This is a genomic window from Phycisphaerales bacterium (genome assembly GCA_020852515.1).
Lineage (GTDB): Bacteria > Planctomycetota > Phycisphaerae > Phycisphaerales > UBA5793 > UBA5793.
The window spans coordinates 34,442-59,640 of the sequence record JADZAS010000015.1; the positions used below are offsets into that span (position 1 = coordinate 34,442).

Consider the following 25,199-nt stretch of genomic DNA (forward strand, 5'->3'; position numbering starts at 1 on the left):
GGGGAAACCGGCCGCGAGCCTTTCGGCCCGCGACCGGGAGCGGGAGGAGAGATGAGTTACGAGCTGGTCGTGCCCAGGGCGCGGATGACCGCGTGGGCGTTTTCGTTGCGCATCTCCAGCGTGTACTCGCCGATCAGCTGGCCGACCTCCGAGTCGCCCGTGCTGCTCAGCGGTTTGTAGTGGAAACTGCGCCCGCCAAGGGGCATCACCGCCAGACGCGAGCGATCAAGCAGCAGCACCGTGTCCGCCGGCACCCAGCGGCTGAGGATCACGCGGCACACGCCAAAGTCCGACTCGTACACCGAGACGAACTCGCGCAGCCGATCGTCGTCGGCCGAGTAGCTGCGGTTCGGAAACAGCATCGAGTTGATGCGCCGCTTCTGGAAGCCGTTGACGACGATCGTGTCGATGGTGCCCGAACTCGACTCCCACGCGATGCGCAGGGCCGCGTTGAGAATCTCCTCGGTGAGCAGGTCCGAATTCGTGCCTTCGCCCGGCGGGATCTCGCCCACGCCCGGCTGGAAGATGTTCGTGCTCACGCGGCGGATGATGCCATCCATCGTGCGCCGCACCGTGCTCGAACCTTCCGGATCGGCAGACGGCGACGTGCCGTTGATGACACAGTTCTCCAGGTCGCGCACGAGTTCGCGCAGGCGCTGCTGCTTCTGGTAGTCGGCCTCGTCGGCGATGGCGTGCTGCCGCGCCGCCTGCTGCGAGCCTGAGACCTCGACGCTGGCGGTGAAGATCTGCGTGAAGTTGCGCTGCCGCGTGCGATTGGTAAAGCGGCTGGTGGGCCGGTCGGCGCCTTCGAGGGCCGCGTTGCCCAGGATGTGCAGCACCTGGTTGTCGGCGAGATTCTCGGCCGTCGTGCCACCGTAGCCGCGCACCACCGTGATCGAGCCGAGGCCCGTGTTCACCGTCGTCACGAGCATGACCTCGCGGCTGCCCTCGACCTGGATCTGGTCGCCGACCTTGAAGATGTCTTCATCATCGACGCCGAAGGTCGTATCCGCCATCGGATCGGTGTAGGTCGCGTCATTGATCTGCCCGCGATTGGGCAGCAGCGTGTCTTCGAGCCACTCGTGAATGGTGCTGACCGCCGGCCGCTGAGCATCGCCGAGATGATCGAGCAGCGGCGTCTCGTAGGGGCTGACAATTCCGATGATGTCGGCGACGTCTTCGACGAGTTCGGGGAGCGTGGCGCCCGCGCTGTACGTCGCCTTTCCGGTAAATGGCATGTGCTGTTCCTTTCAATGATTCGCTGGTGTTTGAGTTGTCTTGGGGCGCCTGTCCCCCGAGGTGCAGCGACGGTGCGAGACCCGCTTGCGTCTTCGCCTCTTCCGCACTTCAACGCGGCGCGCTGCGCCGCAGATTCATGTAGTGCATCACATCCGCGTTGTGTCCGCTGCGCCGCGCGATGTTGGCCGCCCGCTGGATGTCCCGACTGCCGTGGTCGGCCGCGTGCACCGCCGGCCCCATCGCGCTGCCCGCCGCCGCGCCGGCCGCGCGGAACAACTGCGGCCGCTGCCGCCGCACAGCCTGCACCGCCGCGGCGACTTCCAGGCCGGCATCTTCGCTCAGCGCCGCCTCCACGAGCAGGTGCGCCGCCTGCAGGTCCGCCGCGCCCGCCTCGGCAAGTTGCGCATCAATCGCCGCGCGCCGCTCGACCTCCGCCAGGCGATCCTGCACGGCCTGCGCCTCCTGCTGCGACTCGTTCAGTTGCGTGCGCAACTGCTCCAGTTCCTTCTCCGCCGCCTGGGCTCGCTTGCGATAGCGGATGGCTTCGGCCACGTTCACCAGGCGCGGCGATGGCGTCTCCGCATCGTTCGCCTCCGCCTCGCCTGCCGGATGAGCCTCGCTCGCCTCGATTTCCACCGGATCCAACTGCTGCCGCACGTCATTCATGGGTTCAACTCCGTTGTTTCGAATGTGTCAGGCCGTCAACTGCCGCCTCGGCGCGGCGAAGCACCGGGCCGGTCGCCGTAGCCCAGTTCAGAGAGAATCACTTCACTCGGCACGCCGAGGTCGCGCTTGACCAGCGCATCCGCCAGCACGCGCGACTCATCCTGCGGGATCGGCGGCGCCCACAGCGGCTCGACGCAGCGGTCGCACTGCTCGGTGCGCAGCCAGCCCGCCCGGTCGAGCGCCGTCAAAGCCATGGTGATCAGATCGCTCAGGCCGCGGCCGTAGAGCTGCCGAAGGCGCAGCGTCTTGCTCAGAATGCCCAGCAGCGAGATGCGCATCGCGTTCTCGCTCGAGAGCGTGCCCACCTTGGCGCGGATCAGCCCCGCCGCAAGAGGCGTCACCGCCGAGATCTTGTCGAGCGCTTCGCGCACTTCGCGGATGTGGTTGTCTTCGCTGGGGCTCTCGGCGTCGCCGCCGAACGCCTGGATCGACGCCTCGGGATTCTCCGTGATCCACATCTGCCCCGGCGAGACGGGCCGGTCGCCGAAGCCGTCGATGCCGCGGCCGAGATACATCTTGAAACTCTGCAGCGTCACGCGGTTGGCCCGGTCGCTCAGGCGGGTGTTGAGTTCGTTCTGCAGCGCGATGAGCGGCTCGACCTCGCCCAGTCCAGCGTACTCGAACGGCCGACGCTGGTGCTGGATGTGAATCGCCGGCACGAAGCCCAGCGCATTGGGCTCGCTGAGCACGAGCTGCTCATCCTCGTACACCTGCCGGTGGGTCGCCGAGATGATCTCCGTCACCGTCGTCGTCGCGCGCCGGGGCGGCGCATCGACCCGGCTGCGCTTCATCCACAGCCCGAGCCTCGACAGGAACCCGCCGTCTTCCACGTCGTTAAGCCATCGCTCGTGATGAATGATGAACGCATCGATGCGGCGATAGTCGCTCGCGTTGAGCAGCGCCAAGGCGCGGGGGCGCTCGATCACTTCGATTCTCATGGAGCGCGCGACGTCGAGGAGCGCCTCGAGGCCCGCTTGCGCCTTCGCTTCTCGCCGCGGCAGTTCGCCGACGCGCAACACCAGGTCCACGTGCCCGTAGATGGCGCCCAGCAGAACCGCCTCCTGGATCAGTCCCGTGCCGCCGTTTGCTTCGAGCAGCGCCTCGACGACTTCGCCGACGATCTGCGCCACCTCGCCATCGCGGGCCCGCGGCACGAAGGACACCTCGCGCCCCGCGACGTAGTCCACCACCGTCTGCACGCGCCAGCCGATGTCGTTCTCGATCACGATCTCCTTGGGCGGCGCGCCGTCGATCGGCCGCGTCAGCCGCTCGGGCAGGCCGGCGATCTGTGCCGGCCGCCAGTTGACGGCCCCGTCGCGGCCCGGCGCCGGCTCCTCGTCGTTGCGAAAATACGACAGAAGTCGATCGCACGCGGGCAGCGTCGCCTCCTCGTGCTCTTCGATGAGCAGCCGCAGCAGCGATTCGGTGAGTTGGATGTCGGCAAAGGGTGCGAGTTGGTAGGGCACGCCGCGCTCCTCGTGATGCATGTGGCCGGCGCATCGCCGAGCCTCTGCACCACGCTGCGAGCGCGCAGCGGCGCGCGGCGGCGGGCGCGCCGGAGATCGAATCGGCGCCCGCGCCATGCGGGACGCGCCTTGCGAAAGCCCTTTGCCGCCATTTTCAGAAAAGCACAACGTGCGCGGCGGGCGGTGCGCCCCTGCGCGCCGGCGGAACTACGCGCCGTGAGCCGGATCGATCTGCTCGATCAACCGCTCGATGTAGCGCCATGCGTTGAGTTCGTGGCGGATCGCGCGCAGCGGGCTGTCGCCGTCCGCCTGTTCGGCCTGGCCAAACAGTTCGCCCACGCGCCGGTGATGCTCCGCCCGCTGCGCATCAGCCCACTGCTCAACCTCGCGTCGGGCTTGCGCATCGCCGGCTTCCATCGCCTGCTCAAGTTGCTGGCGCACGTCGAGGATGTCCATGAGAAATCCGTCGGGCAGGCTCTTGTCATCGCCCTTGCCCGGCCCGCCCAGCAGCGCCAGCAGCGCCTCGGCGCGCTGCTCGTCATCTTCGAGGATGTCTCGCGCGCCATTGACCTCGGCGGAGCGCTGCTCGGCTTGCCGCCGCTCGACCGGGTCGGCGAAGCGATCAGGGTGCCACTTCGCCGCCTCGGTCAGATACGCGCGCTGCACGCGCGCGCGATCGACGTCGTAAGTGCGCTCGAGTCCCAGCACGGCAAATGGATCGAACATGGGCGATGATACGTCCTCGCCCGCGCAGACGGTGGAGTTCCCGCGCTGAGGGAATCACGCCGGGCCCGCTGCTGCGAACGTCAGCCCGCAGCGCGCGTGGCGCTTGGCCGCCCGCCGCGCGCCTGGCGCTTGCTCGACGAGGCTCCTGCGGTGCCGCCTGGCTTGCCGTGCTTGCCATTGCCCTTGCCATTGAGCAGGTGGCAGCCGAATCGGCCGCGCGCTTCGATGAAGAAACGGCTCGGCTTGTCGCCATTGATCTGGTCGTTAAGTTTGCTCAGCGCCTCGCACTCGATCTGACGCACCCGCTCGCGCGTCAGCCCGATCTCCCGGCCGACTTCTTTGAGCGTGCGCGGCTCGCGCCCGTCCAGGCCGAAGCGCAGTCGCAGCACCGTCGCCTCGCGGTCGTCGATCGCTTCGAGCAGCTTTCGAATGGTGCGGATCTCATCGTCGTAGATGATCGACTCCTCGGGTTGATCGCTGCGGTTGTCCGCGAAGATCTCCGAGAAGTTGATCACCTCGCCGTCCTTGCCCGCCGGGGCCTGCGTCGAACACTGCAGAGCCCGCACGGCGCGCCGGATGACGAGCACTTTCTTCACCGGCAGTTCGAGCACTTCAGCCAGTTCGTGCAGCGACGGCGAGCGGCCCAGCGTCCGCTCGAGATCGTGCGTCGCCTGCTTCCACTTGGCGATGTGCTCGACCATGTACGCCGGGATGTTGATCGGCTGGCCGGCGTTAATCAGAGCCCGCTTGATCGCCTGCTTGATCCACCATGAGGCGTAGGTGGAGAACCGCGCGCCTTGGGCGGGGTCGAAACCTTCTACGGCCCGAATCAGCCCGACGTTGCCCTCTTCAATAAGGTCCGCCAGGTGCATCCCTCGGTTGAGGTACTTCTTGGCGATGGAGACGACCAGGCGCAGATTCGCACGCACGAGCAGATCGCGCGCTTCGGGATCGGAGTCGTTGACGACGCGCCAGCCGAGGTACTTCTCCTCGAGCGCTTCGAGCAACGGTGTTTCGTTGATGTGCCGGAGGTACAACTGCAGCTCAGTCTGCAGCCCTGCATCCTCGGCTGTCCCCTTGACGCTTCGCGTGCTCAAACGAGACCTTCCCCTGCCTGGCGCCAGTGCCGTTGTCGTGGCTTGATCCACCGGGCCGGCTGTGCTGGCGCTGCCCGATGGTATTCACCCCCAAGATCAGCCACCACGAGAAGCGAATCGACCGCAGCGACGGTGCGGCTCGCGCCGGGGCGGAGGGCCTGAGGCCACCGTACTATTCGTCCGTACTCCATTTTGGTTCGACTATTGACGAGAAACACTTGAGGCCGACTCGCCGCAAGAAGGCCTCTGCGCAATGGATGTCGGGCCGATAAGGATTTCCAGCATGACCGACGATGATCTCACGCCCATCTTGCGAAACTGGCCCTACGTCAGCGGTGAGGTCAACGTCCGCCTCATCCAGGCCGGCGACGGCCGGATGATCATCCAGATGCGCGTCGATCTGGGCATTCTCCAGATGGAAACCTCCGGCCGCCCTGACGGAACCCGGCCGGACGGATTCGAATCGCTCCTCGAGGCCTGCGCCGCCGCCCTGCAGAAGCACGTCGATGAGCACGACGACGCCGAGGGGTTCATGCTCACCTCCGACCACTGCCGCCGGCTTCGGGAGGAAGCCATCCAGTATTACCACCGCTATGTGAGCCTCCTCGCCCTCGAAGAGTACGACGGCGTCATGCGCGACACCGAGCACAACATGCACATCATCGAGTTCTGCCGCGAATTCGGCGAAACCGAATTCGATCAGACCGTCATGGAGCAGTTGCGCTGCAACACCCTCATGATGCACGCCCGCGCCGAGGCCAGCCAGGCTGTCGCCGCCAAAGACACCCGCGCCGCCCTGGCCGCCATCGACCGCGGCCTGGAAGCCATCCGCGAAGCCCTTGAAACGCAGGACGTTGAAGAAGAGGAGGCGTTCGACTCTTCGGCTGAGGTGCAGTTGCTTCGATCCATGCGCGAGGCCCTCGTGCCCAAACTGCCCGTCAGCCAGCGCAGCGAATTGCACGATCGCCTGAAAGCGGCTTTGGCGGCGGAAAACTACGAACTCGCCGCGATCCTCCGCGATGAACTCCGCCTGCTCCGGGATGAGTGATTTGCAGCCCCTCGGCGTGTCTACGCCGCGCGAACGGCAGCCGCGTGCCGCAGACCGATGTGGAAGTGCCGCGGCCGGATCACTGCGCCCGTCGCGCAGTCGATCTGAGCGGGGATCTCTTCGCAGCGCACCACCTGCGCGATGCGGCCGCGCACGCGAAACGGCGCCAGGCGCACTTCGATGTATTCACCGACCGGGATGGCCCGCTCGCAGCGCAGGCCGAGGCCCGATGGGCTGACATCCGCCAGCTCCGCCGTGCCGCCGAGAAATGACTTGAAAGGATCGAGACAAATCACGCGCGCCCAGCCGGCCGTGCTCGCCCGACTCTCGCGGCGCCGGTCAAAGGGCAACGGGCGATCCAGATCCGCGCCGCGGAGCGCGTCGGCCCGCTGCGGCTTGGGGATTAGAAGATTCGCATGGTGGCTGAGTTTGAGCGCCATTCTATCGATCCCGGCGGAGCAGTCGTTTAGATCATCTGCCCCCTCAGGCGAAATCATCGGACGCTGCCCCCGACGCCTTGAAGCGGACCGCTGTTTTCGGGCGTCGGCAGCCGCGCGTCCCGGACACCGGCTCACGCCATTTCAGGAAGGGAACTCGGCGTCCTTGGGACAAGGGCCCGATAACCAGACGTCAAACCGGATTTCCAACTTTTTTCAGCGACTGGGATGCTTTTGGGGTTGACGACCACTCGCTTTTGAGGTATTACCTTACCAGCACTTCGGAGGAGGGCCGATCGCGGGCAGTCGCCCAACGTCGCTTGATCCGTCTGATTTGCCGCCGCGGGCGTGGCTGTCCCGGGCTTCGTGGCTTCTTGTGTCGTTTGATCCAACTCAGAAGGGGAGACTTCCGTGAAACCTGTATTGACTGCCTTTGCATGCATGGCCAGCCTCGCGCTGGCGCCCGTCGCGATGGGCGACGTGCTGAACGCGAATCCATCGGCGAACAACGGCGGCTCGGCCGGGTGGGGCATTTTCTTTGACCTGACCTCCAATGGCTCGGCCCTCGACGTCACTCACATGACCACCGCCAGCAGCGCCCCGGCATTCGCCAACTTCAATATCGAAATCTACGTCCGCGATGGCAGCGGCCTGGGCAACCCCGGCCCCGGTCAGTCGCCCACGGGCTGGACGTCGCTGGGCGTCACGCAGGCGACTCAGGGCAGCACTGGCAGCGGCATCTCCCAACTCATCGACATTCCCGACATCGCCGTCGGCGCCGGCCAGACGGTCGGCGTGGGCATCGTCTTCACGGTGTCCGGGCCTCGCTACTTCGGCACCGGCAGCCCGCCGCACCAGATCTTCGAAGACGCCAACCTCAAACTGACCACCGGCGACGCACGCTCGGCTCCGTTCACCAGCGGCGGCTCGTTCTTCTCGTCGCGCGGCCTCGTCGGCTCGCTTACCTACGAAGTTATCCCGGCGCCCGGCACGCTTGCCCTCATGGGCATCGGCGGCTTCCTCGCCGTCGGCCGTCGCCGCCGCGACTGATCGCCCTGCTTCTCTTTCCTTCTTGTGCATCTGCTCAGCCCCCGGTCTTCGGATCGGGGGCTGTCGCTTGCGCTGCGCTCAGCGGTACGGCTTGAGTCCCTGCTGCGCCCGCCGCGCGTTGAGATCCGCCAGCGCCGGCGGGAACTCCTTGAGCAACTTGATGATCTGCGTTCGCGTCAGGTCCGTCAGGAGCGCCGCCTTGCCCACGTCATCGTGCACCGCGTGCATGACGTCGAGCACTTCGGCGAGGATCGCCGGAGCGTCGCGATGCGATGGATTGAGCGCGAGTTTCCCGCTGCGCACGCGGGCCCGCAGCCGCGCGCTCGGCTCGTAGCCGGGGCGCGGCACGCCCATGCGCTGCTCGAGCGCGAGTCTGACCCGCAGCCGCTGAATCGCCACCTGGCGGTTGCGTTCGGGCTGGCGCGATTCGCTCGCCTGGGCCTGCACGCCCGTGGGCTCGTGCGTGAGAAAGACCGCCGTGGCGACCTTGTTGCGATGCTGCCCGCCCGGCCCCGACGTCCGGCCGCGCGTCATGCGGCACTGCTTGAGAAACACTTCCTCATCGAGCGCCGCAGGATGCGAATAGACAAACTCACTCACAGCGCATGATAGAGACGGCGAAGCGCCGAGAGCGTTGGCGGCAAACTGCCGAAAGAGTGGAGAGTAGAAAGTCCAGAGTTGGCCATGCGGCCTCGATGCCTTGCTGCCTTGCTGCCTTGCTGCCTTGCTGCCTTGCTGCCTTGATGCCTCGGTGCCTTGCTGCCTTGGCGCCTTGGCGCCTCCCCTCATGCCTGGTCCCTAGTGCCTAGTGCCCGGCGCTTCGCCGCCCTGTCGACGATCCTGAGCCCAGTCGAAGGGAGCGAGGCTTTGCGAGTCGAAGGGTCACTCAAACTCATGCACGACGAGTTGGCTGATGGCGCACTCGTTCTGGACGACGGCCTGGAAGAGGATCGACTTGTTCTGCGCGATCAATGGGACGGTGCGGGTGATGGTGGCGGTGCCGTTGGCGTCGGCGATGGCGGTGCCGATGAGTGTTGGATTCTCAAGTTGGAGGGCGTTCTGCTGAATGGTGCAGCCCGGGATGACGGCGCCGCCGCCGTGAATGGAGTAGTAGAAGCCGATGGTCGCGCCGGGCGTGGCGCCCATGATGCGCAGAGTGTTGCTCACGCCGGCGATGCCGGGCGAGGGCGCTTCGAGCGTGAAAGTCCAGTTGACGGGGGTGAGGAGGAAGGCGTGGCCAATGCCAAAGCCGCTGTCGGCGCCGCGCTTGCCATGCCCGACCATCTGGGCTGAGTCGTTCAGGTCATCGACCGTTTCGATATTTCGCCAGAGCGACTGCGGCGGAAGAAGATCCTGCACCTCGGTGTAGGGAGCATCCGCGTTGGGCCAGATCACGTAAACATCATTTCCACTACTATTTCGCTGCACGCGGCCGACGATGTGGCCGGAGTTGTTGATGTGCAGTGCAGTTACACCGCTGAAATCATTCGGCCGGAGGCGGAGAGCCTGCGGGACGCCGTGGTCCCAGAGGAGCGCAAGAGTACCAGAGCGGGCGCCAACTATTTCAGCGGAGTCATTCATCCCCCTCGCATTCGTGGTCTCGCCTTCGGCCCATTCCAGTTCTGTCATGTCACCATTCCGCCACAGGAATGCTCTGCTCACGTCGCCGCTTGATAGACCGACAATCTCGCCGACTTCGTTGATGTCGTGCGCAGTCGAGCGATCATGCCCCGGCAGCGGCAGCACGCCGAGACTGGTCATTTGCCCGTCTTTCCATAAGATGGCTCGCCGGAGTTCGTTAACCGATGGATCATTGGCCTCGCCAGCCACTTCTCGGGCATTGTTGATCGCCCACGCCTTTGAATAATGGGTTTGCCACGTGTCGAGATCGCTTACCCGGCCCTGAGCATCCCAGAGCGTCGCGGTCACCAAGCGTCCGTTGGTAAGGTACGTCTCGCCGACAACTTCGTCGAGGTCATTGATCGCGCGGCCGAGAGCGTCGCGGCCGTCCGCCAGCAGCGGCAACTCCGTCATTGCACCGTCACGATAGATGTACGCGCGGTAGGTAGTATCGCTTACGAGATAAGCACCGCCGGTGACGTGACCGAAAGAATTGACACCGCGCGCGCTCGTGAATTCTCCGCCAAGCCCTGGAATCGTGACAATCGCGAACCGCGGGGGGTTTGACTCCGGCCCTGACGCCAGAAGCGCTGCTGCGCAAGCGAGAGTCAGCGTGGAATGAATCATCGTAATCTCCCGGCAGGCGCCGACGATCCGTCGCTGAGTCTTCGCGTCCTTCGGTCACAGAACCCATCCCACCCGACGAGCAACGATCCTGGGGCGGCGGGAAAGCCGCAATACAACCTACCCGATCCTGCGGACTTGTGCAAGGGCGAATGAGGAAAAGTAGTTGGAATTGGGCGCAAGCAGGGCAGGCTCCCCGGAGGCGGGTGATCAACTTCACGGCCCGCCTCGCCCCCTAAACTCCCCCGTGATACTGCCTCGGCATCTTCGTCTGCCCCGGGCCCTGCTGTTGTGGTGGTCGCTGTGGCTGCTGGCGTCGTGGATCACGGCCTTCGGCTGGCGCTGGGGCATGCAGCCGTCCATCGCAATGTACATGACCGCGTCCAAGCGGATGATGCTCAGCGTGATGCTGGGCGTCACGATCATCTGGCCGCTCTATCGCCTCGTGCTGCGGCCGGCGCACACGCCGCGCCTGCTGCCGCTGCTGGACTGGGCGGCGATCTTCGCGACGCTGCAGGTGCTGCTCTGGCCGATGCGCGTGCCGACGCAGTGGTCGGCCCTGGATGTGCTGCTCATCGACCTGACGATCTTCGCGTGGGGCCTGCTCTACGCGGCGCTCATCGCCATCGGCACCGCGGGCGCCGGCCGGCGGCACCGGGCGCTCATGATGCTCGTGTGCATTGCCATCGCCGCAGCCGCGCCACTTGCCGCCGCCACCTCAAGCACGTTTGACACGATCGCCCAGAGCGACTGGCTGCACTGGTCGCCGATCACGTCGCTGTGGCTGCACATCAGCCGCACCACGGTGCAGATCGAGCCGCAGGCGTGGCAGCGCACGGCGATCGTCGCGGCTGCGGCGCTGCTCGTGTGGCTCGGCCTGATGCTCTGGCCGGTGAAGACGCCGCCGCGGCGCGGGCGATCGGCGCCGACGCGCCCCGCCCGGCCTGCTTACTGATCGCCGGCGCGGATGAGCAGATCGAGTTCGACCCCGCGTCCCTTGGAGATGAGCGTGCCGCGCACCGTGCCGATCAGTTCAGTTTCCAGGCCCATTTCGCGCGCGGCAGCGTCAAACAAGTCGCGCCGGTCGCGGTCGATGATCACGCCGCGCACTTGCCCGCTGTTCAGCGCCTCGGCAGCGCGCGCCGGGCCGAGCAGTCGCGTGAGCGTGCCGAGTTCGAACACCAGGCTCGGCTCGTGGTCGCCCACGGCGGCCCAGGGTTGAGCGCCGGAAAGGCCGCGCGCTTCGATCAGCCTCGCGACGGAGCGCGTCGGCCAGAGGGCCTCGATGCGCGGCAGCACAACCATCATCGTCGGCCCAAGCAGCAGCGCCGAACACAGGGCCAGCACACCCAGCGCCGCCGGCGCTGCATCGAGCCGCCGCACCGCGGCAAAGCCGATCGCGACACAGAGCAGCGCGGCCCCCGCCGGGAGCAGCGACCAGGGCTCCAGCGCGCCATCAAGCGCGATCGGCAATGCGATGATGACGGCGGCGAGCGCGAGCGTGACGAGCGACCAGACGATCCAGCCGATGAGCAGCGCGCGCCGGCTCGGCCGCTGCGGCTCCACCGGACCCGCCGCCCAGCGCACCACCTGCGCGGCGGTGATCGTCGCCAGGGCGGGATAGAGCGGCAGCACGTAATGCGGCAACTTCGTCGGCACGAGTTCAAACACGATCCACGCCGGCACGAGCCACGCGAGCATGAAGCGCATGAGCGGCTCAGTCTTTTCGCGCCATGCGCTGCGCAGCGCAAAGCCCGCCAGCAGCGAACCCGGCCAGAACGTGAGCGTCACCAGCAGCAGGTAATAACCCGGCGGAAAACCGTGCGACTCCTGCCCCGAAACGAGTTTGGGAAACAGATCGCCCGCGAATGCATCGACAAAGAACGATCCGCCCGTCGCGCGCGACACGGCGAGCACCCACGGCAGAATGATGAGCAGCGCCAGCGGCAGGCCGATCCACGCGTGCAGCAGGCGCAGCGGCCGCACGCGCGCCCCGCCCAAGCGCATGCCCAGCAGCGTGAAAATGGAAACCAGCGGCGCGATCGGCCCCTTGATGAGCACCGCCAGCGCCTGCGAGATCCAGAATACCAGCGACCACGCGAGCGGGCGCGCATCAGGCTCCATCAGCCGGCGCATGAGCGCTCCTTGCGATGCGACGACGCAAGCCAGCAGCAGCGCATCAGTCGTCGCCAGGCGCGCTTCCACGCTCATCAGCACGCTCGATGCGAGCAGCGCCGCAGCCAGCAGCGCAGCGCCCTCGCCCGCGATCGATCGCAGGAAGAAATACAGCAGCCACACCGCCAGCGCCGCGCCCAGCACCGACGGCAGCCGATACGGCCAGATCGCATTCTCGTCGGCAAGCGGCGCGGATAACCTGGCGGCGGCCGCCTGCGCCCAGTGAACGCCGATGGGCTTCTTGTGGCGCGGCTCATCCTGGAACCGGATGTTGATGAAATCGCCCGACTCGATCATCTGCCGCGTCGCCTGCGCGAAGCGCGCTTCATCGCGGTCCACCACCGGCAGCGACCACAGTCCGGGCAGGTAAAGCAGCGCGCACAACGCCAGCAGCAGCGCCGTGGGCCAGAGTCGGACAGGTGCAGCAGATCTCGCAGCGGCAGGCATGGGATGGCAGTGTAGATCGTTCGCCCACCTCGCCAAAGCACGCCTGAAGGCACGCGCCGCCAGGCCGCACGCCCAGAGCCGCCGCGCCTCACCTTCCGCCGCGGCTAATCTTTCCTGCCGGATGAGTGACACGCGCGATTCACGAACCTCTCCCATCGCCTTTCCCTACCCGCACTTCATGGCGCTGGCGCCGCTCGATGCGTGGGCGCGGCTGCTCCTGTCACCGCCGCTGGCGGTGCCGCCGCGCTACTGGCTGCGCCTCGCCGCCGGCCTGGGGACGTCGCTCCTCGGCACGGCCATCACCTTGCCCGAGCGTCTGCTCCTCTCGCCGTGGCTGAGCATGTCGTTTCAGTCAGGCGGCGGCTCGCTCGATCACGCCCCGGGCGCGCTGGTCGTGCTTGGCTACTTCCGCACGGGCACGACGCACCTGCACTACCTGCTCAACTGCGATCAGCGCTTTATCACGCCGCGCTGGGCGCACGTGACCGCGCCGCAGGGTTTTGTGGCGAGCTGGATGTTTCTGCGGCTGTTTCTCGTGCCGTTTCTGGCCAGCCGCCGGCCGCAGGATGACGTCGCCTTCGGGCCCGACTGGCCCGCCGAAGATGACTTCGCCTGCCACAACTGGGCGTGCGCTTCGAGCCTGCGCGGCCGGCTCATCGCGCCGTCGCGCTACGACTCTGACCGGCGCTTTCATTTCCTCGACGGCCTGACCGCGCGCGAGATCGAGCGCTGGCGCTATGTGCAGTGGGCGTTCCTGCGCAAACTCATTGTGTTCGCGCCGCGCCGCCCCCTGCTGCTCAAGTCGCCCAGCCACACCGCGCGCGTCCCTGAGCTTCAGCGCCTGCTCGGCCGCGAGCGCGTGCGGTTCATTCACATCAGCCGCGATCCGATCGACGTCGTCAACTCCAACGTGGCGATGCTCAAGCGGCTGTCGATCTTTCATCTGGAGGATCCGCCGGAGGATGAAACGCTGCGGCAGCGCGTGATTGCCGAGTATGCCCAGACCGAACAGGCGTATCTCGAGTCGCGCCGCCTGATTCCGCCGGGCCAGTTGCACGAGATGCGCTACGAAGACCTTCGGGCTGATCCGATCGGCGAGATGCAGGCGGCGTACCGCGCGCTCGATCTCGCGTGGACGCGCGATGTGGAGCGCAGCGCCGCGCGCTACCTGCACTCGGTGCGCGACTACCGGCCGGCATCGGATTCGAGCGCCCGGCAGCGCGCCCTGGCGGTCATGCATGAGCGCCTTGAGTTCATCGTGCGGGCATTTGGGCACGACCAGCCCGCCGCGGCGCCGGGCCCCGCGCCTGAGCCTGAGCCTGATGCGCCGCCGCCGCGCGACCGGATGTGGCCGGCGTGGGCGGGCGCGATCCTCGCCGCCGTGCTGCTGGGCCTGCTCTGGCACTGGACGGTGCGGCAGACGCTCAACCGCTACGACGCGTTCGCGTGGCCGGTGGGCATCATCATCGGCGCTGTGGCGCTGCGCCTGGCCCGGGCCGGCTCGGCGCGGCTGGGCTGGTTCTGCGCGGTGCTGACCGTCATCGTCGCGCTGAGCGTGGCCGTGCCCAACACGCGCTGGGCGTATTACAAGCGCTACGACCCGACGCGGCAGCACGTCAGCGCGCGCGACCTGCTCGTCTCGACGCGCCAGGAACTTCTCACGGGCATGAGCCTGTTTCTCATCTTCATGGGCGCCGCCACGGCCTACCGCTTCGGCTCGCGCCCGCCCATCACCCCCCGTTAAAAAAAGGTGCCAGGTACCTTTTCCGTCGGGTACCTGGCCCCTGGATTTTCCTGCTCTGGTCGAGCGACGTCAGCGACCGATCAGCCGCCGTCCCTGGCCGGCTCGGGCTTCTCCTCTTCTTCGCCTTCGGGTTTCTCATCGCCGCCGGCGTTCCGCTTCTCGACGAGCGCCTTGATGTCGGCGGGAAGTTCGAACTTCTCGGCCGGCACGCTGTCGAGTTCGACGGTCGTAAACGTGAGCACGCGGGTGGCGCCCATCATCTCGATCTCGGTTCGCACCGGCATCTTCACGCCGCCGAACTCCTTGAACTCCTTATTGATGTTCGTCATGTCCATCGGCCCCATCGGCCCTTCCTGCGTCTGCGACATGCCGCGCAGCAGGCCCGATTCGGTTTCAAAGTAATGGGTCGATTCGTTGTCGGAGTTGTCAACCATCTTCAGGGCGTAGCACTTGACGCCGTCGAACTCGCGCTCGTCGATGGTCTCCATCGACTTGTAGCGCTTGTCGAAGTTGAGTTCGCTGTAGAAGTCTGCCTGCTCGCGCATCTGCTCGAGTTCGGCGCCGTCGAGGATGTTGGTCCCCATCATGGGATCGATAACCCATGCGACCTCGCCGTCATAGCCCTGCTTCATCTCGCCGTAGCCCTCCATCGAGAACTCGAAGAGCATCTTGTTTGGCGCGGCCGAATAGATGGCGAGATCGGCCGACATCTCTCCGCCCATGCCGTCCGGGAAGGTCATCTGGCCCTTCATCATGCGCGAGCTGTGGCTGCGAATGGCGGCCTCGCCGCCGATGGCCTTGACGTAGCGGGCGATGACCTCCTTGGCCTCAGGGACCGAAGCCGCCTCCGCCTTCGGATGCTCGCCGGTGGGATGCTCGGTGGGATGGTCCTGGGCAAACAGCGGCGATCCGGCCATCGCCATGGCAAAGCACGCGGCAGCCATGCCGGAAGTGATGCCAAAACGACTCGAAGACAACGATTTCATTGAGTGATTTCCTTTCAAGGTGAATCCGCAAGTCTAGGGCTGCAAGGCTCAGGCGGACAGGGACGCGAATCCTTGCCCACCGCCGCCGGCCCGCCCCAGAGCTCTTCTTTATCGCTCTATCCGGATGAACGGTTGAAAGCACTTCTCCGCCCCTCTATCCTCCTTCGGCCGGCCTCCGCCCCGGGCGCTGCGCCGGCCGTCCTCTGCCTGATCGGATCGGAGCACCTCCATGAGTCTCTTCCTGCGCCACGCCGCCCAGCGCGTGCTGTTCTTCGACGGATCGATGGGCGCCACCATCCAGAGCCTGCCGCTGGAGATCGATCGCGACTACCTCGGCCGCGAGAACTGCGTCGATGTCCTCGTGCGCAGCCGACCCGAACTGGTGCAGCAGATCCACGAGTCCTTTCTCGCCGTCGGCGCCGACGCCGTCGAGACCGATACCTTCGGCGCCAGCCGCCACGTCTTCGCCGAGTTCGACGAAGAACTTGTAAGTTGGACCCGCGCTCTCAATAAGGAAGCGGCCGAGATCGCTCGCGCCGCCTGCGATCGGCATTCGACGTCCGACAAGCCGCGTTTCGTCGTCGGCTCCATCGGCCCGGGCACCAAGCTCATCTCCCTCGGCCAGATCACCTGGCAGCGCATGCTCGACAGTTACTGCGAGCAGGTGCGCGGCCTGCTCGACGGCGGCGCCGATGCGCTGCTCATCGAAACATGCCAGGACCTCCTCCAGGTCAAGTGCGCCATCAACTCCTGCCTCAAAGCGCTCGACGAGCGCGGCAAGGGCCCCACTGATATTCCCATCATGGTCAGCGTGACCATCGAGACGACCGGCACGATGCTGCTGGGCTCCGAAATCGCCGCGGCCGTGCACGCGCTCAAGCCCTATCCCATCGCCAGCCTCGGCCTGAACTGCGCCACCGGCCCAGTGGAAATGGCCGAGCATCTCAAAGTGCTCAGTCGGCACTGGGATCGGCTCATCTCCGTCATGCCCAATGCCGGCCTGCCGGTGATGGTCGAGGGCAAGACGACTTTCCCGCTTCAGCCCGCCGGGCTGCGCGATGCGCTGCGCAAGTTCGTCGATGACTTCGGCGTCAACTTCGTCGGCGGCTGCTGCGGCACCGGGCCGGAACACATCAGGCAGGTGGTTGAGGCCATCGGCGTGCACAAACCTGTGCCGCGCGGCTGCGAATCGACCGGCCCCTCCGGCCTCACGCGCCTCGCTCCCGTCGAGAGCGGCCTCTACGTCCAGCCTCCCGCCTGCGTCACCTCGCTCTACAGCCCCGTCGAGTGCCGGCAGGAGAATTCATTCCTCATCGTCGGCGAGCGCCTCAACGCCTCGGGCTCGCGCAAGTTCAAGCGTCTGCTCGAAGAAGAGAACTGGGATGAGATCATCTCGCTCGCCCGCGAGCAGAAGCGAGAGGGCGCCAACGTGCTCGATCTCAACGTGGACTACGCCGGCCGCGACAACGCGCGCGACATGGCCGAGATCGTCACCCGCGTGGTGCGCCAGGTTGACTGCCCGCTCATGATCGATTCGACGCAGATCGCCACGCTCGAAGCCGGCCTCATGCACGCCGCGGGCAAGTGCATCATCAACTCCGCCAACTTTGAAGAAGGGCCGGAGAAGTTCGACGAAATCTGCACGCTCGCCCGGCGCTACGGCGCAGCGCTGGTCATCGGCACGATTGACGAGGACAAGGAAGCGGCAATGGCCCGCACCGCCGATCGAAAGTTCTCGATCGCGCAGCGCGCCCTGCAGCGGGCCACGCAGGTGCACGGTTTCGACCCGGCCGACGTCTTCTTCGATCCGCTCGTGCTGCCCATCTCGACGGGGATGGACGCCGACCGCCGCTCGAGCCTCGAACTCATCGAGGGCACGAAGCGCATCAGCAAAGCCTTCCCGCAGTGCCAGATCACCTGCGGCCTGAGCAACGCGAGTTTCGGCCTCAAGCCCGCCGCCCGCGTCGTGCTCAACTCCTGCCTGCTGCACGAACTGCTCGAAGCGGGCATGACCAGCGCCATCGTCCACGCGTCGAAGATCCTGCCGCGCAATCGCATCAGCGATGAGCAGTGGAGCGCAGCGCTCGATCTCATCTACGATCGTCGCGCCGAGTCCAAGGGCGGCACGGGCCTGCCCGAAGGTGTCACCGACGAGTCCTTCGATCCCCTTCAGCACTTCATCGGCCTCTTCAAGGACGAAGATGCCCTCTCGCACAGCGTCGAAGAGCGCGTGCACTCGCTTGAAGAGGCGCTCCAGGCCCACATCGTCGAAGGTGAAAAGCAGGGCATGACCGAGCGCCTCGACGAGGCGCTGCAGAAATATTCGCCCCTGGAGATCATCAACGACCATCTCCTCGCGGGGATGAAGACCGTCGGCGAACTCTTCGGCAGCGGACAGATGCAGCTGCCCTTCGTCCTGCAGAGCGCCGAGGTCATGAAGATGGCGGTCGCTCACCTCGAGCCGCACATGGACAAGGTCGCCGGCACATCGCGCGGCTCGATCGTCCTGGCCACGGTCAAGGGCGATGTTCACGATATCGGCAAGAACCTCGTGGACATCATCCTCACCAACAACGGCTACAAGGTGCACAACCTCGGCATCAAGCAGCCCATCGGCTCCATCGTCGATGCGCTGCGGGAAACCGGCGCGCTGGCCATCGGCATGAGCGGCCTGCTCGTCAAATCCGTCGGGGTCATGGAGCAGAATCTCGCCGAGATGAACGAGATGGGCATCGACGCCCCCGTCCTGCTCGGCGGGGCGGCGCTGACGCGCAAGTACGCCGAGGGCCGGCTGCGCGGCCTCTATCGCGGCCCGCTGTTCTATGGCCAGGATGCATTCGAGGGTCTCCGCATCATGGATGCCATCACCTCGGGCCAGGCGGCCCGGCTCAACGGTGAAATCGACCAGCGCGTCGTCGAACGCGGCTGGGGCGAAGCGCGCGCCGATCTCGAAGCCCACTCCTGCGCCGCAGCCGGGGCCGAAGCGCGCAGCGGCCGGGCCGGCGGCAGCGCCATCGCGACCGTCGCCGCCGTCAGCGCTCCGCCCGCCGCGCCCGCTCCGCTCGAGCCGGCCGATGTTCCCGCCGCGCCCTTCCTGGGCACGCGAGTCATCGAGTCGATCGACCTCGATCAGATCTATCCCTACATCAACACGACCGCGCTCTTCCGCGGCCAGTGGGGCTTCAAGCGCGGCTCGCTTTCCGATCCCGAGTACCAGCAGACGCTCACGCAGACGGTCGAGCCGCTGTTTGCCCGCCTCAAGACGGAGATGCGCGAAAAAGGCATCCTCACGCCGCGCGTCGTGTACGGCTATTACCCCGTCGCATCGGAGGGCAACGACGTCATCGTCTTCGATCCGAACGACCCGCAGCGAGAGATCGAGCGATTCTCCTTCCCCCGCCAGCAGGCCGGCAAGCACCGCTGCATCGCCGACTTCTTCCGCCCGGTCGGGTCCGAGGCGCCGGATGTGCTCGGCCTGTTCGTCTGCACGATGGGGCCGCAGGTGAGCGAAGTCGCCCGCCGCCTCTTCGAGGGAAACGAGTACACCGAGTACCTCTACACCCACGGCATGGGCGTCGAGACCGCCGAGGCCCTGGCCGAACTCTGGCACAAGCGCATGCGCCAGGAACTGGGCATCGACGGCGACGACGCCACCGAGATCCGCCGCCTCTTCAGCCAGAAGTACCGCGGCAGCCGCTACTCCTTTGGCTATCCCGCCTGCCCGAACATGGAGGACCAGGCGATCCTCTTCCGCCTCCTCCAGCCCGAGCGGATCGGCTGCCAGCTGACGGAGAACTTCCAGATCGACCCGGAACAGTCCGTCAGCGCCATGGTGGTCCACCACCCCGGGGCCAAGTACTTCAACGCCTGAGCGGATTCCGTAGCCGCTCGCCCCCCTGTTGCTGTGGGCCGCAGGGCGGCTATACTGGTAGGCGTCAGTTCTGCCTGCCATGGGGGCCCCGCCCCACAGGCCGAACGCCAAAGCAGGTGAGAGCCCGGGTATCCGCAGCGGCAACAGTATGACAATCTTCTCGGGCTGGAAATCTGCATCGTGACGAACATCTACGTAGGCAACATCTCCTTCAAGACCACCGACGCGGAACTCGAAGCCCTGTTCAGCGAACACGGCAAAGTGGACCGCGCCAACGCTGTCATGGACCGCGAGACCGGCCGGTCGCGCGGCTTCGGCTTCGTTGAGATGCCCGACGCCAACGAAGCGCGGGCAGCCATCGAAGCGCTCAACGGCAAGGAGTACGGCGGTCGCACCCTCACCGTCAACGAGGCCCGCCCGCGCGAGCCGCGCTCCGGCGGCGGCGGTGGTGGCGGTTATGGCGGCGGCGGCGGCGGCGGCGGCGGCGGTTATGGCCGCGGCGGCGGCGGCGGCGGCGGTCGCGGCGGCAATCGCGGCTACTAAGCCCGAGCGCTCCGGCTATTGACAACTCGTCAGCCCACCATGACCACGCCGCCCGTCGGCGTGGTCATGTGCTTTTTCTCCGCGCCGATGCGCCATCCTTTGCGCGTCTTGGCGCGATCCGCCGCGACACCATACAATGCACCGCATGCCCAGAGACGCCGCCACTCCCACTGCTCAGGTCCTCATCATCGACGATGAGGCCGATCACGCCGACGTCATGGCCGATGCGCTGCGCAAGCCCGGCCACATCTGCACCGTCCGCCACAGCCTCGATGAGGCCCGCGTCGAACTCGAAGGCGGGCACTTCGACGTCATCGTGACCGATCTCATGATGCACGGCCGGCCCGATGGCATGACCATCCTCGCCGAGGCCCGCACGCGCCAGCCCGGTGCCAAGACCATCATGGTCACGGCTCACGGCGACATTCCCACCGCCAAGGAAGCGATCCGCGGCGGGGCGTACGACTTCATTGAAAAACCCCTTGATCTCGAGGTGTTCCGCAACCTCGTCAACCGCGCCGCCGAGGCCGCGGTGCTCCGGGCTCAAGTCGATGCGCTGAGCGAACAACTCGGCCAGGAATACTCCCTCCAGGGCATCGTTGGCGCCAGTCCGGCGATGCGCCAGGTCGTCCGCACGCTTGGGCAGATCGCGCCCACCGACATTCCAGTGCTGCTCATCGGCGAGACGGGCACCGGAAAGGACCTGGTCGCGCGCGTCATTCACCAGCATTCCCGCCGGGCAAAGCAGCGCTTCAAGCCGGTGAATTGTGCCGCATTCACCGAGTCACTGCTCGAGAGCGAGCTGTTCGGGCACGTCAAGGGCGCGTTCACCGGCGCTGAGAAGAACACCGAAGGCGTGTTCGAATACGCCAACGGCGGGACGCTGTTTCTCGATGAGATCGGCGACATGCCGCTGGGCATGCAGAGCAAACTGCTGCGCGTGCTCGAATCCGGCGAGGTGGTGCGCGTCGGCTCCAACGAGCCGCGCACCGTCGATGTCCGCTTCGTCTCCGCCACGCACCGCGACCTCGAGTCGATGGTCAAGGATGAGACGTTCCGACAGGATCTGTTCTTTCGAATCAAGGGGGCCGAGATCCGCCTGCCGCCGCTGCGCGAGCGGCGTGAAGACATTCCGCTTCTCGCGCAGCATCAGATCAATGTGCTGAACCAGCGCAACGGCCGCAACGTGGTCGGCCTGTCGGACCAGGCGGCGCAGCGGATGATGGCCTACGACTGGCCGGGCAACGTGCGCCAACTCAACCGCGTCATCGAACTCATGTGCGTGTTCGCGGAAGATGGCGGCGAACTCGAGGCAGCGCACCTGCCCGCGGAGATCACCGGCGCCGCGGAGAACAGCGCCGGCGGGTCGGCGTCGCTGGCCGGCATCGATCTGGCCGAACTCGAGAAGCGGGCCATCCGCGAGACGCTCAAACTCACCGGCGGCAACCGGGAACAGACCGCCAAGATGCTCGGCATCGGCGAGCGGACGCTGTATCGATTGCTCAAGGAGTACGGGTTGAGGTGAGGGAGAAGGCATCGAGGCATCGAGGGAATGAGGGAGCGAGGCCGCTGGATCGGCTCTTCTCTCTCCTCTCTACTCTTCACTCTCTCCTCTCTCGGCGCCTCGCCGCTGGCGCTTCGCCGCGCCCCCTGACCTTGACCGAACATCGGGAAGTCGTACACTGGCCTTCGATGGCCAAGCGAGTCAGCCGCAAGTCGGTTCCGCGGAAGAAGGCTTCGAGAGCCGGGGCATCGGAGCGAATGGGCCGCTCAGGCACCGCTACCACCGCGGCGGCTTCGTGGCGTTCACATCTACCACGTGCCGTGCCGTTCGCCAACTCACTTGGTAGGATGATTCGGCCCTCTCACCAGTTATAACAATCTAAATCGGGAGTAGGCGCAGAAGATGTGAGGAGTTGATTCGATGAACAGGGGTCAGCGTCGCGTCATTGCCGAAATGATTGCTTCGACCGTTCGAGTCCTCGAACTGTTGGGCCTGGATTATGAAGTGACCGCCCCGAAGAACCAGCGGAAGAAGGGCAACAAGTCGCCGCGCGTGGTCTACGCCAAGATGAAGGACGAAGAGATCGTTCGCATCTACAACGACTGGAATGGGCACATCTGGGCGAACCGAGGCGACGGAAAGCCGATCAAGGGAGTTCGAACGACCGAGGAGCTTCACAATTACCTTTACGAGAGGCTGAAGTCCAGCAGGTAGAATCATCAAGCTCCTCGTCGTCCAGGAGATTCTGGATGAGGAGTGGGTGCAGAAGATGTAGAAGGCAAGGCTGTGGTATGTCCGTTCGTGCACGGATAGAAGATGCTCTTATCGCACGGTGCTATGGGCGCCACGAAGGCGCACTTCTGTCGACCTTGGTCGCGATCGCGGCTACATCTCGTCAGCGTTATCCTCGCCATGAGGTGACAGGGGTTCTCAAGAAAGACATGGTCGTGCCTGAGTCTGATCGAAGGCTGCGACCGGCGGGCCACGCATCAGCGCCGGGGAGTTGCGGTTTGATTCGCTGATCGCCGGTGTGCTCACGTGGTCTGCGCTTGCAGAGCCGCGCTTGACCACGGCACCGCGCTTCGCGCAGGAATGGCGGGCTCCGGAACGGGCCGTCGCGGCGTGTCGTCATGCCGGCGCGCTAGATTCGCGAAGGCGGTCCGGTTGGAGCCTCGCTTTCCGCGGAGAACCCGGCGGGCAGCGGCTCGAGGTAGTTTCTCGCATAGGCCTCGCCGATCGACTTGACCATCATCAGAGCGACCAGCGCGAGGAAGACATCGAAGACGTCGGAAACCACGTACGCGAGGGCGGACACGGCATAGTCGTTCGCGTCTTCGGCGCGGATGCTGAGCCGGAATGCAAGGCGTCCGAGGAACGCTGAGATGAGCCAGAGACTCCACCACCAGACCAGGATCGAGTGAGGCGCATCCTCGTCCTTATGACTCACCATCCAGATTTCCTTCATCGACTGGTACGGCTTGAACAGGTTTGCAATGGGGACGAAGTACCATCCGACCGACCAGCCCGGGGTGAACTCCATGGGCTCATCGGACAGGGCCCGGAGGTTCTTGTTGCTTCGATGTATCCATCGAAGAAACGTGATGGCCGTGACGATCCAGAGGATGAACTGAATCAGGCCGGTAAGCGCGACGGCGGCGTCCGACGCGAGCAGAACTTCATTCGGGTCCACATCCGCTGGAAGAGTGGCGTACGAGTAGTAGTCATAGACGCCGGCTGCCGCGGCGATGCCTGCCACGAAGACGGTCATTGTCAGAAGAATGCGCAGGGCGCGCGTCAGTCCAGCGTGCGGCTTGAAGTCCATGGCGCGGCCACCTCCGTGGAGAACACCGACCCGTCTCGCGATCCCGGAACGGTGGCATCGTATGCACTGCAGAGTAACAGAGGCGACCGCCGTCGGTGGTTGCAGCTCGCCCGTGGCTGAGCGCTCGTTGCGCCGTGATGGATCGAAGGTCCCTGCCCGCTTGTAGATTCCCGCTTGCGGGGGAATGACGGATTCGGGCGCTGCGGCACGTTCGCACTCAGCAGCGGCCTTCGATGCGACTCGGGCCAGGGAGCCGGATGCTGAGTGGCGCCCTTGGTTATGGCGCGAGTGGGACGACATTGCATGTTCGCGGCCGGCGGTGCTTACTCGTCTGAGGAGAGTCCTGCGGGCGGAACTGCCGGTGGGCTGTTCTCGGGTACGATGCGCCAGATCACGCCCGTGCCGGGGACCGGTCTGGGCTTGTCGCCCACGGCCATGGAGCCGAAGTCGGCAACATAGAGCGCGTTGCCGTCGGGCGCGAAGCGCACATCGAGCAGCCGGCGCGGCCCGGCGGGATCGCCTTCGGGTGAGATGCGGAGGATGCGAGGAGCCGGCAGGTCGTCGCCGTATGAATAGCCCGCCTCGGCGATGTACATCTCGCCGCTGTCTCCGAACTCGACGCTCGTGGGATAGGTCAGGCCGCTGACCACGACCTCGACGCGGAAGCCCTCGGGCACCTCGACTTCGGACGCGTCGGGCGGCGGCACTTCGGGGCCGAGGAGCATCTGCGTTGCAGTCTCGCGATGCGGCGCTTCCTGCGTGCCGTTTTTTCTGATGTCGTCAATGAGCACCTCCATCTCGGCGATTTCGCGGCGCTGGGCGGCGATGATCTCATCCGCGAGTTTGCGGACACGCGCATCGCCGATCTGAGCCCGTTCGCTGGTGAGGATGGCGATGGAATGGTGCGGGATCATGGCCTCCATGTAATCCACATCATCGACCGTCACCTGGCTGCGCACCAGCCAGAGCGAGACTGCGAAGATCGCTGTGCTGGCGACATAGATGGCGACGTTGAGAACCCGGTTCTTGTGCATGCCGAGCATGAACGTCAGCATGATGACCGCCATGCAGGCGCCCATGATGAGCGCCATGAACACCCGCGTTTCGCTGAAGTGTGCGTGCCCGATGATCTGATACGAATTCACGTACGTCAGAAGGTACATGAACACAATCGAAGTCGCGATCATCAGGGCAAAGCGAACGTAAGGATTCATGGCGGGCGCTCCTTTGACTTCATCCGACGCGGAGGCACTCTGACGTGCAGCAGTTCGCGTCGCTGCAGCGCGCTGCCGACGGCGGAAAACGTCGTTCTATGTTGCGGCAAAGGAGGTATAGCCTGCGCGGCACGGCAGGGGCCTAAGCAGGCGGCCTAGAGACCTGAAGGGAGCGCGGAGGCGGCGTACGGCACTGCACGTTCGCACTCAGCACCCCAGAGCCGGATGCGCAGTGGCGCACTTGCATCGCGCGAACAGGGCGTGGCTGCCCGTTTGTGGATGCGGATCTTCCGCGCCACCGTGAGGCGAAGAACCTCCCTGACGGTCGAGGCTCAGTTCAGCGCCTACTGCGCGGTGAGGAATCCGAGTTCGGCGTCGATGGTGATGACCGTCTGCGAGGTGCCGCGCGAGAGAGTGATGACCGCGTCGGTGCTCTGGCTCAGGCGGCCGTAGGCGTCGTAGGCGAACTCGTCAGCCACCATGCCCGAGACGGCGATGGCGACGTCCACCGCGAGATCGGCGCGACCGACGCCCATGGTCGTGTCGTACGGGTCGCCGTTGGTCATGGTGAACGGCGTGGCCGGATCGGACGCCGGCGTGATCCACCAGCGGGCGTTGGCCGTATCGAAGTGAACGGCCACGTCGTCGGTCGGTTCGTTGATGGCGGTGGCCTGGGCGAAGTCGAGGTCGCTGACCATGAGCGCCGCTCCGGCCGAGACGTAGGCGGAGTCGGACGTGCCGAACATGGGTATGACCATGGCTGCGGCAATCATCATCAGAATCGCGGTGAGCATCACTTCGAGCAGGGTGAAGCCGCGTTGTTGGATTCGTGGCAAGCGGGTCATGTCGGTTCTTTCACT

21 protein-coding genes are annotated in these 25,199 nt (G+C 65.8%); 8 read left to right on the forward strand and 13 right to left on the reverse strand.

The annotated features are described in order from the left end of the window. Nucleotides 1-56 precede the first annotated feature (56 nt). The 5 genes from IT430_10000 to IT430_10020 form a co-directional block, all read right to left on the reverse strand. Entirely contained in the window at nucleotides 57-1,238 is a 1,182-nt protein-coding gene (locus IT430_10000) for a DUF5309 family protein (GenBank protein MCC6908260.1), read from the reverse strand. A gap of 109 nt (nucleotides 1,239-1,347) precedes the next feature. Beyond that, nucleotides 1,348-1,905: a hypothetical protein gene (locus tag IT430_10005; GenBank protein ID MCC6908261.1), complete on the reverse strand. Its 558-nt coding sequence runs from the start codon at nucleotides 1,903-1,905 to the stop codon at nucleotides 1,348-1,350. A 35-nt stretch (nucleotides 1,906-1,940) separates the two neighbouring features. Continuing rightward, nucleotides 1,941-3,431: a phage portal protein gene (locus IT430_10010; GenBank protein ID MCC6908262.1), complete on the reverse strand. Its 1,491-nt coding sequence runs from the start codon at nucleotides 3,429-3,431 to the stop codon at nucleotides 1,941-1,943. A 207-nt stretch (nucleotides 3,432-3,638) separates the two neighbouring features. Further along, entirely contained in the window at nucleotides 3,639-4,157 is a 519-nt protein-coding gene (locus IT430_10015; protein ID MCC6908263.1) for a DnaJ domain-containing protein, read from the reverse strand. Nucleotides 4,158-4,237: 80 nt separating this feature from the next. Next, nucleotides 4,238-5,254 (reverse strand): RNA polymerase sigma factor RpoD/SigA, encoded by a 1,017-nt coding sequence (locus IT430_10020; protein MCC6908264.1) that lies wholly within the window; start codon nucleotides 5,252-5,254, stop codon nucleotides 4,238-4,240. 283 nt (nucleotides 5,255-5,537) lie between these two features. On the opposite strand from IT430_10020, the gene IT430_10025 reads away from it, so the two are divergent. Further along, nucleotides 5,538-6,302: a UvrB/UvrC motif-containing protein gene (locus IT430_10025; GenBank protein MCC6908265.1), complete on the forward strand. Its 765-nt coding sequence runs from the start codon at nucleotides 5,538-5,540 to the stop codon at nucleotides 6,300-6,302. A 20-nt stretch (nucleotides 6,303-6,322) separates the two neighbouring features. On the opposite strand, the gene IT430_10030 is transcribed toward IT430_10025, so the two are convergent. Further along, nucleotides 6,323-6,742, reverse strand: a complete 420-nt coding sequence (locus IT430_10030) for a PilZ domain-containing protein (protein ID MCC6908266.1) — start codon at nucleotides 6,740-6,742, stop codon at nucleotides 6,323-6,325. Between the two features lie 408 nt (nucleotides 6,743-7,150). Between IT430_10030 and IT430_10035 the strand changes: the two genes are divergently transcribed. Continuing rightward, nucleotides 7,151-7,789, forward strand: a complete 639-nt coding sequence (locus tag IT430_10035; protein MCC6908267.1) for a PEP-CTERM sorting domain-containing protein — start codon at nucleotides 7,151-7,153, stop codon at nucleotides 7,787-7,789. A 78-nt stretch (nucleotides 7,790-7,867) separates the two neighbouring features. Here the strand turns inward: IT430_10035 and IT430_10040 are convergent, their stop codons facing one another. Beyond that, complete coding sequence (locus IT430_10040; GenBank protein ID MCC6908268.1) at nucleotides 7,868-8,389, reverse strand: hypothetical protein; 522 nt, start codon at nucleotides 8,387-8,389, stop codon at nucleotides 7,868-7,870. A gap of 282 nt (nucleotides 8,390-8,671) precedes the next feature. Continuing rightward, complete coding sequence (locus IT430_10045) at nucleotides 8,672-9,823, reverse strand: hypothetical protein (GenBank protein MCC6908269.1); 1,152 nt, start codon at nucleotides 9,821-9,823, stop codon at nucleotides 8,672-8,674. 457 nt (nucleotides 9,824-10,280) lie between these two features. Between IT430_10045 and IT430_10050 the strand changes: the two genes are divergently transcribed. Continuing rightward, complete coding sequence (locus tag IT430_10050) at nucleotides 10,281-10,988, forward strand: hypothetical protein (protein MCC6908270.1); 708 nt, start codon at nucleotides 10,281-10,283, stop codon at nucleotides 10,986-10,988. Here the strand turns inward: IT430_10050 and IT430_10055 are convergent. Continuing rightward, a complete protein-coding gene (locus IT430_10055; GenBank protein MCC6908271.1) occupies nucleotides 10,982-12,655 on the reverse strand; it encodes a glycosyltransferase family 39 protein in 1,674 nt (557 codons plus the stop codon). The two genes, IT430_10050 and IT430_10055, sit on opposite strands and share 7 nt — an antisense overlap. Nucleotides 12,656-12,776: 121 nt before the next feature. On the opposite strand from IT430_10055, the gene IT430_10060 reads away from it, so the two are divergent. Beyond that, nucleotides 12,777-14,399 carry a sulfotransferase gene (locus tag IT430_10060; protein ID MCC6908272.1) on the forward strand — a complete coding sequence of 541 codons (1,623 nt, stop codon included), beginning with the start codon at nucleotides 12,777-12,779 and terminating at the stop codon, nucleotides 14,397-14,399. Nucleotides 14,400-14,479: 80 nt separating this feature from the next. On the opposite strand, the gene IT430_10065 is transcribed toward IT430_10060, so the two are convergent. Further along, a complete protein-coding gene (locus IT430_10065) occupies nucleotides 14,480-15,385 on the reverse strand; it encodes a hypothetical protein (GenBank protein ID MCC6908273.1) in 906 nt (301 codons plus the stop codon). Between the two features lie 229 nt (nucleotides 15,386-15,614). On the opposite strand from IT430_10065, the gene metH reads away from it, so the two are divergent. From metH to IT430_10085, 4 genes are all read left to right on the forward strand, one after another. Then, a complete protein-coding gene (gene metH / locus IT430_10070; GenBank protein ID MCC6908274.1) occupies nucleotides 15,615-19,256 on the forward strand; it encodes a methionine synthase in 3,642 nt (1,213 codons plus the stop codon). 180 nt (nucleotides 19,257-19,436) lie between these two features. Continuing rightward, nucleotides 19,437-19,799: an RNA-binding protein gene (locus IT430_10075; protein ID MCC6908275.1), complete on the forward strand. Its 363-nt coding sequence runs from the start codon at nucleotides 19,437-19,439 to the stop codon at nucleotides 19,797-19,799. Between the two features lie 145 nt (nucleotides 19,800-19,944). Beyond that, nucleotides 19,945-21,324 (forward strand): sigma-54-dependent Fis family transcriptional regulator, encoded by a 1,380-nt coding sequence (locus IT430_10080; protein ID MCC6908276.1) that lies wholly within the window; start codon nucleotides 19,945-19,947, stop codon nucleotides 21,322-21,324. 399 nt (nucleotides 21,325-21,723) lie between these two features. Next, complete coding sequence (locus IT430_10085; protein ID MCC6908277.1) at nucleotides 21,724-22,017, forward strand: hypothetical protein; 294 nt, start codon at nucleotides 21,724-21,726, stop codon at nucleotides 22,015-22,017. 427 nt (nucleotides 22,018-22,444) lie between these two features. Here the strand turns inward: IT430_10085 and IT430_10090 are convergent, their stop codons facing one another. The 3 genes from IT430_10090 to IT430_10100 all read right to left on the reverse strand — a co-directional run bounded on the left by IT430_10090 (nucleotide 22,445) and on the right by IT430_10100 (nucleotide 25,184). Then, the gene (locus tag IT430_10090; GenBank protein MCC6908278.1) at nucleotides 22,445-23,125 is read right to left on the reverse strand and encodes a DUF4328 domain-containing protein; all 681 of its coding nucleotides are present in this window, start codon (nucleotides 23,123-23,125) and stop codon (nucleotides 22,445-22,447) included. A 323-nt stretch (nucleotides 23,126-23,448) separates the two neighbouring features. After that, nucleotides 23,449-24,339: a DUF305 domain-containing protein gene (locus tag IT430_10095; GenBank protein ID MCC6908279.1), complete on the reverse strand. Its 891-nt coding sequence runs from the start codon at nucleotides 24,337-24,339 to the stop codon at nucleotides 23,449-23,451. A gap of 344 nt (nucleotides 24,340-24,683) precedes the next feature. After that, nucleotides 24,684-25,184, reverse strand: a complete 501-nt coding sequence (locus IT430_10100) for a prepilin-type N-terminal cleavage/methylation domain-containing protein (GenBank protein ID MCC6908280.1) — start codon at nucleotides 25,182-25,184, stop codon at nucleotides 24,684-24,686. Between the last annotated feature and the right edge of the window lie 15 nt (nucleotides 25,185-25,199).